We start from the raw sequence: 11,772 nt of genomic DNA, 5'->3' as shown, positions 1-11,772 counted from the left end.
CAAGTTTTCGGTGCTGATCGACGCCGCCTATACCGAACTGGCGGTGCGGACGCTGCATACACTGTACGGGCTGGACCAAGCCTAGAATAAGATACCAATCATTTAAGGGGCCGACGGCGGACGTGCAGCCGCCGCCGCTGGCAGGCGTTTTGCTTGGCAAACCGAGCCTCGATTCGCTATACGGCCTGAACGGGATGTCGCCTGCGGCGTGCCGGCTCGGCCCGGTTTTCTGCTGCATTGCGGGACCTTTGCAGCCGATTTCCGCACCGAATCAGGGTGCGGCATCCGATTCGGCTATTTGCCGGGGCGGGCATCGGGCCTAAGACGTAACCAGTTGTTTTTTCGAGGCTTAGCGTCGGCGCTGCGGAGTCCGGGCACGCCGGCCTGGCAGGGGAGATATCGGCACATGCGGAGCGCGTCGGGTGGCCCCCGCGTCTTGCTGAGACGGCTCCGCGAAACCATGGCGGAGCAGGTCTCCGCTCAGGAACGCCTCGACAAGATCGTGGTGCTGATCGCCGCCAACATGGTGGCGGAGGTGTGCTCGACCTATGTGCTGCGGGTCGACAACACCCTCGAGCTCTATGCCACCGAGGGCCTGAACCGCGAGGCGGTGCACCGCACCGTGCTGACCGCGCATGAGGGCCTGGTCGGTCTGGTCTCCTCCGAGGCCACCCCGCTCAATCTGTCCGACGCCCAGAGCCATCCGGCGTTTTCGTTCCGCCCGGAGACCGGCGAAGAAATCTATCACTCGTTCCTGGGGGTGCCGATCCTTCGCGCCGGCAACACGCTCGGCGTGCTGGTGGTGCAGAACCGCGCCAAACGCACCTATGTCGAGGAAGAGGTCGAGGCGCTGCAGACCACCGCGATGGTGCTCGCCGAGATGATCGCCTCGGGCGAATTGTCGGCACTGGCGCAGCCCGGCGCCGAGCCCGCGGCGCGGCATTCGATCCACCAGACCGGCGCCATCCTCGCCGACGGCATCGCGCTCGGCCATGTGGTGCTGCACGAACCGCGCGTCGTCATCACCAATTACATTGCCGAGGACCTGCCGAAGGAAATCAAGCGGCTCGACACCGCGCTGGCTAAGCTGCGCGCCGACCTCGACCGCATGCTGGAGCGCGGCGATGTCGCCGAGAGTGGCGAGCACCGCGACGTGCTGGAAGCCTACCGGATGTTCGCCAACGACCACGGCTGGTCGCACAAGCTGCACGAGGCGGTGGCCACTGGCCTCACCGCCGAGGCCGCGGTCGAACGCGTGCAGTCCGACACCCGCGCCCGGATGCTGCGCTCCACCGATCCCTATCTGCGCGACCGGCTGCACGACCTCGAGGACCTCGGCCATCGCCTGATGCGGCAACTGGTCGGACAGAATCACGCGCCGTCGCGCGAGCAATTGCCCGACAACGCCATCCTGATCGCGCGCTCGATGGGGCCCGCGGCGCTGCTGGATTACGATCGCAAGCGGCTGCGCGGGCTGGTGCTCGAGGAAGGCACCGCCAATTCCCACGTCTCGATCGTGGCGCGCGCGCTCGGCATCGCGGCGATCGGCGAAGTGCCGAACGCGGTCGGCATCGCCGATCCGGGCGACCCGATCATCGTCGACGCCACCTCCGGCTCGATCTATGTCCGCCCCTCCGCCGAAGTCGAAGCCGCCTATGCCGAGCGGGTGCGGTTCCGCGCCCGGCGCCAGGCACAGTATTCGGCGCTACGCGATCTGCCCTGCGTCACCCGGGACGGCCAGCCGATCGACCTGATGATCAATGCCGGTCTGATCATCGATCTGCCGCATATCGACGACACCGGCAGTTCGGGCATCGGCCTGTTCCGCACCGAGCTGCAATTCATGATCGGCCAGAGCCTGCCGCGTTCCAGCGACCAGCTGGCGCTGTATCGCGCGGTGCTGGACGCCGCAGGCTCCAAGCCGGTGACGTTCCGCACCCTCGATATCGGCGGCGACAAGGCGCTGCCCTATATGGAGACCGTGGTCGAGGAGAATCCGGCGCTGGGCTGGCGCGCGATCCGCCTCGGGCTGGATCGGCCGGGCTTGCTGCGCAGCCAGATTCGCGCGCTGCTGCGTGCCGGCGGCGGCCGCGCGTTGCGCATCATGTTTCCGATGATCTCGGAAGTCGCCGAGTTCGACGCCGCCAAGACCATCGTCGAGCGCGAACTGACCTATCTGCGCCAGCACGGCCACACGCTGCCGGAGCGCGTCGATGTCGGCACCATGGTCGAGGTCCCGGCGCTATTGTACCAGCTCGACGAACTCTTGAAGAAGGTCGATTTCATTTCGGTCGGCTCCAACGACCTGTTCCAGTTCCTGTTCGCGGTCGATCGCGGCAATGCCAAGGTTTCCGACCGGTTCGACACGCTGTCGGCGCCGATTCTGCGGGCGTTGCGCGACATTGTGCGGAAGGCCAAGGCGGCGCAGCGCTCGGTGTCGCTGTGCGGCGAGATGGCTTCGCAGCCGCTCGGCGCGCTGGCGCTGATCGGGCTCGGCTACCACTCGCTGTCGCTGTCGGCGATCGCACATGGTCCGGTGAAGGCGATGATTCTCGAGCTCGATGCCCGCAAGGCCGAGGACGTGATGGCGCAACTGCTCGATGCGCCCTCCGGCAGCGTCTCGATCCGGAAGAGACTGGCCGAATTCGCCGAGGCCGAGGGGCTTTCATTGTAGCGACGCTGCTGTCGCCCGCTCCCCGCATTTCGTGATTCGAGATCTCTGATGTCCACATTGCCAGAAGCCAAACTCGACGTTCTGTTGGCGCACCACGCCTCGCTGGAATCGCAGTTGCAGAGCCAGCTCGGCGCCGAAACCTATGTGAAGCTGAGCCGCGAACTCGCCGAGCTGAATTCGCTGGTCGAGGCGGTCAAGGCGTATCGGGCGGTGCGCGACGAACTCGGCGACATCGACGCGCTGATTGAGGACCCGGACACCGAACCCGACATGCGCGCGATGGCGGAGGCCGAGCGCGCCGCGCTCGACGCCCATTGCGACGAGCTGGCGCAGCAGATCCGCGTCGCGCTACTGCCGAAGGACGCAATGGACGACCGCAACGTCGTGCTGGAAATCCGCGCCGGCACTGGCGGCGACGAAGCCTCGCTGTTCGCCGGCGACCTATTCCGGATGTACGAGAAATTCGCCGCGTTGCAGGGCTGGACCGTCGAGGTGATCTCGGCTTCCGAGGGCACCATGGGCGGCTTCAAGGAAATCATCGCCGAGGTGAAGGGTCGCGGCGCCTTCGCCAAACTGAAGTTCGAATCCGGCGTGCACCGGGTGCAGCGGGTGCCGGACACCGAGACGCAAGGCCGCATCCACACCTCTGCCGCCACCGTGGCGGTGTTGCCCGAGGTCGAGGAGGTCGACGTCGACATCAAGCCGGATGATCTGCGGATCGAGACCATGCGGGCGCAGGGCGCCGGCGGCCAGCACGTCAACAAGACCGAATCGGCGATCCGCATCACCCATATCCCGACCGGGCTCCAGGTGATGATGCAGGACAGCCGCTCGCAGCATAAGAACCGCGCTTCGGCGATGAACATCCTGCGGTCGCGGATTTACGACGCCGAGCAGCAGCGAATCAATTCCGCGCGCTCCGCCGAGCGCAAGGAAAAGGTCGGCTCCGGCGATCGCTCGGAGCGGATCAGGACCTATAATTTTCCGCAAGGCCGCGTCACCGACCATCGCATCAACCTGACCCTGTACAAGCTGCCGCAGGTGATCGCCGGCGAGGCGCTGGGCGAGCTGGTCGACGCGCTGACCACCGAGCACCAGGCCGCGCAGCTCGCCGCCCAGGGCAATGCGGCGTGAGTTCTAACGGTCGGTTCGCCGGAAGCTCCGTCGATACCGCGCGCCGCGCGCTGACCGCGCAGTTCAAGGTGGAGCAAATTGAATCCGCCGAACTCGACGCTCGGTTGCTGGTCGGCGCGGTCCTCGGTCTCGATCTCACCGGCCTGATCGTCGCGGCGGCGCGGGTGCTGACGGCGGACGAATCGGATCGGCTGGAGGCGCTGGTGCGGCGGCGGCTGGCCGGCGAGCCGGTGGCGCGGATTCTTGGGACCAAGGAATTCTGGGGATTGCCGCTGCAATTGTCGGCCGACACGCTGGTCCCGCGGCCCGATACCGAAACCGTGGTCGAGGTGGCGCTCGAGATCCTGCGCGGTGAGCCGGGTCGCGACGACGCCTTGATCGCCGACATTGGCACCGGCTCCGGCGCGATTCTGCTGGCGCTGCTATCGGAGCTGCCCAACACGTTCGGCATCGGCACCGATATCAGCCTGATGGCGCTGCGGACGGCGCGGGCGAACGCTGGCCGCCTTGGACTGGCGAACCGCACGGCCTTCGTCGCCTGCGATTTTTGCGCGGCGCTTCCCGGGGGCTTCGACCTGATCGTCTCCAACCCGCCCTATATCCGCAGCAGCGAGATCAGCGCGCTCGCGGTCGAGGTCCGGGACCACGATCCGCTGCGGGCACTGGACGGCGGCGACGATGGCCTGGACGCCTATCGCCGAATCGTCCCCGACGCGGCCCGACTGCTGGCGGCGGGCGGCGCGCTGGTGGTCGAGGTCGGGCAGGGCCAGAGCGAGGATGTCATGGCCTTGATGGCGGCCGCAGGGTTAATCATTGCGGAACCGGCAAAGCCCGATCTGTCGGGCATTTCCAGGGCCGTGACGGGGCGGCATCTGTCGCGCAAAAGCCGGAACTGATTGCAAGAAATCACTTGGAATATCGTCTCAGAGCGACTACGTTCCGCTCAAGACATGGTCCAGGGTGGCTGGCCCCGCATATGTTGCGGGCTAAGACCAGCGTTCTCGAGCGAGAAGCCCCTGATTGAAAGGTTCCAACTGGCGGGTTGTAGCGAGCGCGATGGCTGAGAGAGCTGCGCCGCTGGTGACCGCGAAGCGAACGAAAGTCTGATAATACGCTTGAAGAACTCACGCGAGAGCACCTGAGCCTGTTCTGACGGGTTCAATATTTGGTCCGGCCGGCGCGGCACGGTGCTCGCTGGCGGTTGGGGAACGCGTCTTGTCGAACGCGACGTACGACAACATCGGTACGGAGTTGAGCTAGCGATTCGGACAGGCGCGACGCGTCCTGCGTCGAGCGCGGCCATGCGACATCAATCTGGGGTTGGTAAAAAGGTAAGACATGAGAAACGGTCAGAATAACAACAAGCGGCTGCGAAACCGAAACAATAGCAACAGCAACAATAACAGCAATAATAGCAACAATCGGCGCGGCCAAAACCCGATGACCCGGGTCTTCGAGTCGAACGGACCGGATATCAAAATTCGCGGCACCGCCTCTCATGTTGCGGAGAAATACGTGCAACTGGCGCGCGACGCGCGCAGCTCCGGCGACCCGGTCGCCGCGGAGAATTATTATCAGCACGCCGAGCACTACTTCCGGCTGATCGCCGCGGCCCAGGAGCAGTTTCGCCAGAACCTGCCGCAGCAGCGCACCGAAAATGAAATGCCCGACGACGGCGGTGGCGACGACGACAGCGAGAGCTATTCGAATTTCGGCGCCGAGCCGGGCCTGGTCCCGGTGCCGCCGCAGCCGTTCGTGCCGCGCGAACAGCAGCGCGAGCAGCAGCCGCAATTTCAGCCGCGTGAGCACCAGCCGCGCGAGCATCAGCCCCGTGAGCATCAGCCGCGCGAGCAGCAGCATCAGCCCCGCGAACACCGCGAACATCGTGAACCCCGTCCACAGCCGCAACCGCAGTTTCAGCCGCAGCCGCAACCGGTGATTCCGGCAACCGACAGCGTCGATCGGTTGCCCTCGTTCATCACCGGGCCGCAGCCGCAGATCAGCCCCGCGGCATTCGAAGGCAGCGGCGGCGAGCGGTTCCCGCCGCGGCGTCGGCGTCGGCCGCACGCTCCGCGTCCGGACGGGTTGCCTGCACCGGCTGCACCGGGCGACGATTTCAATCCCGGCAACGAGTAATCGCGCGCCGGGACGTCGCGCCGCTCAGCGCGGCAGCACGTGGATATCGCCGTCGTCGGTTTGCATCGGCGACGGCACCAGTGCCGGGTCCAGCGCCGGGATCAGCCGGGTGCGTTCGCGACGCACCGGGATCGCGCGAGAGACCTGCTTGGTCGCCTCCACGACATGGACGCCCGCGAACGGCAGCGACAATGCGCCGCCGATTCGCTCCCATGCCGGCGCCGAGCGTAACAGCCAGCCTTGCGCGATCGGCGGGACGAACAATGCTTCGCCCCACGCTACCGGCGTGAACCAGGTTCGCCGCAACAATTGCGCGATCTGCGAGCGCGAATAGGGCCGGCCGTGACCGAACGGCGTGTTGTCGGTACGAGCCCAGACGCCGCGGCGGTTCGGAACGATCGCCAGCAGCCGGCCTGACGGCGCCAGCACCCGCCACACCTCGCGCAACAGCCCTTCCGGATCGTCGGACATCTCCAGCGAATGCACCAGCAGGATGCGGTCGACCGCGGCGTCCGGCAGCGGCAACGAGTGTTCCTCGACCAGCGTCGATAGCGTGGCGCGGGCGGTCGGCCATTTCAGCACGCCTTGCGCCGCCGGCATGAAGGCGATGCAGCGTTCGCTGTCCTCGCGGAACAGCCCCAGATAGGGGGTCGGATAGCCGAGCCCGAGCACGCGCTGGCCGCGTGCGTCCGGCCAGCGCGCCTGAATGCCGCGATTGATGATCCGCCGCGCCACCACACCGAGGCGTTTGGAATAGAAATCGCGCAGGTCGATCACGTCTATTGTCATGGAATCGGTTCTATCATGGCCGCGGATGTTCCGCCAAAGCACCGAGGTCGCTTGCCGCCCCAGGCCTGACCCCATATTTCAGGCACAGGCGTGTTAGCGTTGCCGTTCAATTCCGACCGATGGAGAACTTATGGCCGCCGAAATTCGACTGTTCACTTGCCTGTCCGACAATTTCGGCTATCTGGTCCACGATACCGAAACCGGGGCGACCGCCTCGATCGACGCGCCGGAAGCCGGGCCGATCATCGCGGCGCTGGAGCGCGAAGGCTGGAAGCTGACGGATATTCTGGTGACGCATCACCACGGCGATCATGTCGGCGGGGTCGCCGAACTGAAGCAGAAATACGCTTGCCGCGTCGTTGCGCCGCACGACGCCAATGCCAAGATCGCGCTGGTCGATCTGCGGGTCCAGGAGGGCGACACCGTCAAGGTCGGCGCCTTGGCGGCGCGGGTGCTGGAAACCCCGGGCCATACCCTCGATCACGTCAGCTATGTGTTCGACGAGGCCCGGGCGCTGTTCGCCGCCGATACGCTGTTCTCGATCGGCTGCGGCCGGGTGTTCGAGGGCACCTATCCGATGATGTGGGAGTCGCTGCTGAAGCTGCGCGCGCTGCCGGACGACTATCGGCTTTACTGCGGCCATGAATACACCGTCGCCAACGTCAAATTCGCCCTCACCATCGAGCCCGACAACGCCGCGCTGCTGACGCGCGCGCGCCAGGTCGAAGATCAGCGCGAGGCCGGGCAGCCGACGGTGCCGACACTGCTCGGCGACGAGAAGAAGGCCAATGTGTTCCTGCGCGCCGACGTGCCGGAGGTCGCGGCCGCCGTCGGCCTCGCCGGCAACAGCGCCGCCGAAGTGTTCGGCGAGATCCGCGAGCGCAAGAACAACGCCTGATGCCGGCCATGCCCACCGCTGCCGAGATGATCGCCCGGCTTGATCTCAAGCCGCATCCCGAGGGCGGGCATTTTCGCGAGACGTTTCGCGATTCCCGCGTCGATGCGACCGGGCGCAGCGCCTCGACCGCGATCTATTTCCTGCTCGCGCTCGGCGAGCGCTCGCACTGGCACCGCATCGACGTGGTCGAGGTCTGGCATTACTACGCGGGCGCCGCGCTGGCGCTGCAGATCGCCGATGCCGACGGGCAGCGTACGCTACGGCTCGGTCCCGACCTCGCCGCGGGTGAGATGCCGCAGGCGATCGTGCCGCCGCACACGTGGCAGGCCGCCACCTCGACCGGCGACTGGACCCTGGTCGGCTGCACCGTGGCGCCCGGATTCGACTTCGCGACATTCGAACTGGCGCCGCCCGACTGGTCGCCGGCACGCTAAGTCTCGGCGGTCATTCCGGGGCGCGAGCACTTGCGAGCGAACCCGGAATCTCGCGGCACGGCGAAGCGGTCATCGCAAATTTCGCAAGATTCCGGGTTCGCTCGCAGCTGGCGCTGCTCGCGCCCCGGAATGACGAATTTTGGGTTGGAGTCGTCAACTGGCACTGCGTGTGCGCGCGGGTTTCCGATGCAAATGTCAAACAGCCACACGCCAGCGTTCTCGCGCGCCATGCGCGAGGGGAGCTGTTAGTTGCCCCCTCGCCCCTTGAGGGGGACGGAGCGCCGTAAGGCGCAACCTTGTTCAGTGGCGCGACCCGCGCATCGCCTGCGACGGCGACGCCCGAACCGCGCACGCCTTGCGGCGCTCCATCGCGGGATTTGGGGACCCGGGACCGTGCTTCCGGGGGCAGGCGCGATGCCGACGCACCGCTGATCCCGGCGGATTTCCCGCCGTTCACCTGTCCCGCGTCCAGCCAACTAACCAGTGGCAGAGCCTCTTAGTAGGCCCGGACGGTGACCCAGGACCTCCCGGACGCGTGGTTGCGAGCCACGACGCGCAGGACGCCGCACCCCCACTCCACCTCAAGAGCGCCCTCGAGAAGCGCCCCTCATGAGCGAGGGCGAGGGAATGATAAGCGAGGTTTTGGGAGCGGGGATAAGTATGCGCGAAAATTTCTCGAGGCAACCCGCGTTGGCGGCGGTCGTTCGACCGTCAGCGTGTCGCCGCTGCGGCGGTGTTGGGCTCACTGGCTTGGAGTTTTTCAGTAGTTGTAGCCCGGATGAGCGAAGCGCCATGCGGGACATGTTGCCCAACCGAATCCGGCATGTCGCGACGCTCATCCGGGCTACACTCTCGTTGAGTGCGATTGCGTTCGCTTAGCTAATTGGAGGAGTCATTCCGGGGCGCGAGCACTTGCGAGCGAACCCGGAATCTCGCGGCACGGCGAAGCGGTCATCGCAAATTTCGCAAGATTCCGGGTTCGCTCGCAGCTGGCGCTGCTCGCGCCCCGGAATGACGATATTTGAATCCGAAGACTTTAGCCGGCACTCGTTGAAGACGTCAGCCGGCCTTTGCCAGCAGCGCATCCACCTCCGCCCGCGTCGGGCACGCAAAGGCGCCGCCGGAGCGGGTGCACTTCAACGCCGCCGCGGCGGAGGCGAAGCGCAGCGCGTGCGGTAGGTCCTGGCCTTCGCTGAACGCGACCGCGAAGCCGCCATGAAAAATGTCGCCGGCGCCGAGCGTGTCGACGGTGTGGACCGGGAAGGCCGGGGTTTCCTGAAACTGGCCATGGGCGTCGAGCCACAGCGTGCCTTTCGGGCCGCGGGTGACGGCGACGAAGGCGTGGGTCAGCGCCGCGACCTTTTTCAACGCGTCGGAATCGTTGGCGATGCCGGCGGTCGCGTGCAGCGCGTCGGCGGAGAAGATCAGGTGCGACGCCGCAGTCAGCAGCCCTTCGCTCATCGACATCGCGTTGTCGACGTCGACCACCACCGCAATGCCGCGCCGCGTCGCCTCCGCGCATAGCGGCGTGACGAAGCTGGCGCAGCGGCTCTCGGTGAGGATGGCGTCGCAATCGGCGAGCAAAATGTCGGCCTTGGGCAGCGTGACCTTCCACAATGCGGGATCGCGGAAGGTGACGATGCTGCGTTCACCGGATGGATCGACCAGCACCGCCGAGATCGGCGTCACCAGCCCCGGCATGTGCACGAGGCCGCTGCCGTCGATGCCTTCCTCGCCGAGCTTGGCGAAGATGAATTGCGCGGCGGCCTCATTGGCATCGCCCATCGGGCCGCAGATGCTGGCGATGCCGCCGAGCCGGGCGATCCCGATCGCGGCGTTCAGCGCATTGCCGCCGCAGATTTCGGCGAACTGACTGGCTGGAATCTTGGAGCCGCGCGAAGGTACTGCCTCGATGCGGAAGGTGAGATCGCGCACCGGAATGCCGACGCAGAGAATCCGCGGCAGACTTCTGGCAGCAGCAGTCAAAGCGGCCCCTGCTTCAGCCAGCGGCCGAGCAGGTGATGCGCGATCGCGAACGGATGCGGGCCGGCAAGGCCGTCGGGATGTTCGCGCTTGTGCATCAAGGTGGCCTCGGCGCGGGTAAACCAGCGGGCGTCTTCCAGCTCCGCGAGGTCGACCGTAATCTCCTCGGACGTGGCGACCGCGCTGCAGCCGATCATCAGCGACGACGGATAGGGCCAGGGCTGCGTCATGTAATAGCGCACGTCGGAGCAGCGGATGCCGGACTCCTCGAAGATCTCGCGGCGCACTGCGTCCTCGATGGTCTCGGCCGCCTCGACGAAGCCGGCCAGGCACGAATACATCCCGGCCGGAAACTGCTTCTGCCGGCCCAGCAGACATTTGTCGCCATGGGTCACCAGCATGATCACCACCGGATCGGTGCGCGGAAAATGCTCGGCCTTGCAGGCCGGGCAATCGCGCTTCCAGCCGCCCTGCGACATCGCGGTGCGGGTGCCGCAATTGGCGCAGAAGCCGTGGCGCTGATGCCAGCTCACCATCGATTTTGCCATCGCGATCGCCGAGAGCTGTTCCGACGGCACTACGCCCTGCATCGCCATGCCGCGCAGTTCGGCGACGGCGGCGTCGTCGCGGGTCAGCAGCTTTTCCACCGCCGCGGCTCCGATCCCCATCCCGAACACCGGCGCGCCGTCGCGCAGGCCGAGAAAGATGGTGCCGGGATTGGCGCCGAGCTTCAGAGCCTCGTCGATCGTCAGCAGCGCGCGCGGACCCTCGGTGTCGTGCTTCACCACCAGCGAATCGCGATGCACCACATAGGCGCGAGCGTTGCCCTGGCCTTCCATTGCGAACAGTTTCTCGTCGTCGGCGCGCAGATGCGCGGCGCGATCCAGCACGTTGGTGACGAAGGCGGGCTGGCCGAGCGGGAAAGCGTTCGCGTTCATGATGTCACCCTAGCCAGATGATGCGGCGCAGCGCGCTGATGAATGTCTGAACTTCTTCCGGATCTTGCGCCAGCGGCGGCATCACGCCCCAGACCGGACGCGGCCAGGCGGCATCGCTGCTGCGGCGCGCGATCACATGGACGTGCAGTTGCGGCACCAAATTGCCGAGCGCGGCGATGTTCAGCTTGTCGCATCGCGTCACTTCCTTCAGCGCCCGCGCGACCCGGGACACCTCGGTCATCAGCTGCGCCTGCTCGACTTCGCCGAGGTCGAAGATTTCCACCACATCGGCGCGGCGCGGCACCAGCAGCAGCCACGGATAATGCGCGTCCTTGATCACCAGCACCCGGCACAGTGGCAGGTCGCCGATGTCGATGGTGTCTTTTTTCAGCTGTGAATTCAACGACCAGTCGGAGGCGGGCATTTGTCTTCCAAATCGAAACGATCACGGTCGGCTGCGCTTTACCACACCAAAGGGCGACGCCGCCACGCTTGCATTCCGGCGCTTTTGGCTCCAAATAAGGACCGGGAGATTGGCGGTGGACGAGCCACTCGCCAACCGGGTCAGGTCCGGAAGGAAGCAGCCCTAACGAGGTCCGGATCGGGTCGCTCGTCAGTCTCCTACCTGTTTTTTGCGCGCGTGGTCGCTTGGTCGGGCACGGCGTCGGTCCGAACCGAAAGCGGCCGGTTTTGGCGAGTTCCTGTCGGAGCGCGCCGATCGGCCGGGCGCCGCCCGAAACGGTCGCCTGATCCGCCCGAGCAGTTCCGCAATCCGGCTTCGAGAGA

General features: G+C 66.1%; 11 protein-coding genes and 1 other RNA gene. 7 read left to right on the top strand and 5 right to left on the bottom strand.

Annotated elements, in window-relative coordinates; translation table 11 throughout:
- Window positions 1–238: hypothetical protein (locus HXX15_RS05735; RefSeq protein ID WP_296513559.1), on the bottom strand; the 238-nt coding region annotated here is incomplete at its 3' end.
- A gap of 168 nt (window positions 239–406) precedes the next feature.
- Between HXX15_RS05735 and ptsP the strand changes: the two genes are divergently transcribed.
- The 4 genes from ptsP (at window position 407) to HXX15_RS05715 (ending at window position 5,944) form a co-directional block, all read left to right on the top strand.
- Window positions 407–2,674 (top strand): phosphoenolpyruvate--protein phosphotransferase, encoded by a 2,268-nt coding sequence (gene ptsP, locus HXX15_RS05730; RefSeq protein WP_296513557.1) that lies wholly within the window; start codon window positions 407–409, stop codon window positions 2,672–2,674.
- A gap of 48 nt (window positions 2,675–2,722) precedes the next feature.
- Complete coding sequence (prfA, locus tag HXX15_RS05725) at window positions 2,723–3,808, top strand: peptide chain release factor 1 (protein WP_296513554.1); 1,086 nt, start codon at window positions 2,723–2,725, stop codon at window positions 3,806–3,808.
- Window positions 3,805–4,704, top strand: coding sequence for a peptide chain release factor N(5)-glutamine methyltransferase (gene prmC, locus HXX15_RS05720; RefSeq protein ID WP_296513551.1), 900 nt, complete (start codon window positions 3,805–3,807; stop codon window positions 4,702–4,704). The genes prfA and prmC overlap by 4 nt, the downstream gene beginning before the upstream one ends.
- A gap of 442 nt (window positions 4,705–5,146) precedes the next feature.
- Window positions 5,147–5,944 (top strand): DUF4167 domain-containing protein, encoded by a 798-nt coding sequence (locus HXX15_RS05715; RefSeq protein ID WP_296513548.1) that lies wholly within the window; start codon window positions 5,147–5,149, stop codon window positions 5,942–5,944.
- Window positions 5,945–5,968: 24 nt separating this feature from the next.
- On the opposite strand, the gene HXX15_RS05710 is transcribed toward HXX15_RS05715, so the two are convergent.
- Complete coding sequence (locus HXX15_RS05710) at window positions 5,969–6,733, bottom strand: methyltransferase domain-containing protein (RefSeq protein WP_296513546.1); 765 nt, start codon at window positions 6,731–6,733, stop codon at window positions 5,969–5,971.
- 130 nt (window positions 6,734–6,863) lie between these two features.
- On the opposite strand from HXX15_RS05710, the gene gloB reads away from it, so the two are divergent.
- Together gloB and HXX15_RS05700 are read left to right on the top strand one after the other, a co-directional pair.
- Window positions 6,864–7,631: a hydroxyacylglutathione hydrolase gene (gene gloB, locus HXX15_RS05705; RefSeq protein ID WP_296513543.1), complete on the top strand. Its 768-nt coding sequence runs from the start codon at window positions 6,864–6,866 to the stop codon at window positions 7,629–7,631.
- Window positions 7,631–8,065 carry a cupin domain-containing protein gene (locus HXX15_RS05700; RefSeq protein ID WP_296513542.1) on the top strand — a complete coding sequence of 145 codons (435 nt, stop codon included), beginning with the start codon at window positions 7,631–7,633 and terminating at the stop codon, window positions 8,063–8,065. The genes gloB and HXX15_RS05700 overlap by 1 nt, the downstream gene beginning before the upstream one ends.
- A 1,059-nt stretch (window positions 8,066–9,124) precedes the next feature.
- On the opposite strand, the gene HXX15_RS05695 is transcribed toward HXX15_RS05700, so the two are convergent.
- From HXX15_RS05695 to HXX15_RS05685, 3 genes are read right to left on the bottom strand one after another with little or no spacing between them, the layout of a single operon-like run.
- Window positions 9,125–10,051, bottom strand: coding sequence for a sugar kinase (locus HXX15_RS05695; RefSeq protein WP_296513541.1), 927 nt, complete (start codon window positions 10,049–10,051; stop codon window positions 9,125–9,127).
- Window positions 10,048–10,986 (bottom strand): NAD(+) diphosphatase, encoded by a 939-nt coding sequence (gene nudC, locus HXX15_RS05690; RefSeq protein ID WP_296513540.1) that lies wholly within the window; start codon window positions 10,984–10,986, stop codon window positions 10,048–10,050. The genes HXX15_RS05695 and nudC overlap by 4 nt, the downstream gene beginning before the upstream one ends.
- 4 nt (window positions 10,987–10,990) lie before the next feature.
- Window positions 10,991–11,410 (bottom strand): HIT family protein, encoded by a 420-nt coding sequence (locus HXX15_RS05685; protein ID WP_296513539.1) that lies wholly within the window; start codon window positions 11,408–11,410, stop codon window positions 10,991–10,993.
- A gap of 104 nt (window positions 11,411–11,514) precedes the next feature.
- Between HXX15_RS05685 and ffs the strand changes: the two genes are divergently transcribed.
- Window positions 11,515–11,611: signal recognition particle sRNA small type (ffs, locus tag HXX15_RS05680), an RNA gene on the top strand.
- Window positions 11,612–11,772 lie beyond the last annotated feature (161 nt).

Origin of the sequence: Rhodopseudomonas sp. (assembly GCF_013377015.1) — a bacterium.
Classification (GTDB): domain Bacteria; phylum Pseudomonadota; class Alphaproteobacteria; order Rhizobiales; family Xanthobacteraceae; genus JARJEH01.
This window is presented reverse-complemented; position numbering and strand designations above follow the sequence as displayed.

Coding starts and splice junctions, on each gene's coding strand:
- ptsP (WP_296513557.1), top strand. CDS start 407: ATGCGGAGCGCGTCGGGTGGCCCCCGCGTCTTGCTGAGACGGCTCCGC.
- prfA (WP_296513554.1), top strand. CDS start 2,723: ATGTCCACATTGCCAGAAGCCAAACTCGACGTTCTGTTGGCGCACCAC.
- HXX15_RS05715 (WP_296513548.1), top strand. CDS start 5,147: ATGAGAAACGGTCAGAATAACAACAAGCGGCTGCGAAACCGAAACAAT.
- HXX15_RS05710 (WP_296513546.1), bottom strand. CDS start 6,733: ATGACAATAGACGTGATCGACCTGCGCGATTTCTATTCCAAACGCCTC.
- gloB (WP_296513543.1), top strand. CDS start 6,864: ATGGCCGCCGAAATTCGACTGTTCACTTGCCTGTCCGACAATTTCGGC.
- HXX15_RS05700 (WP_296513542.1), top strand. CDS start 7,631: ATGCCGGCCATGCCCACCGCTGCCGAGATGATCGCCCGGCTTGATCTC.
- nudC (WP_296513540.1), bottom strand. CDS start 10,986: ATGAACGCGAACGCTTTCCCGCTCGGCCAGCCCGCCTTCGTCACCAAC.
- HXX15_RS05685 (WP_296513539.1), bottom strand. CDS start 11,410: ATGCCCGCCTCCGACTGGTCGTTGAATTCACAGCTGAAAAAAGACACC.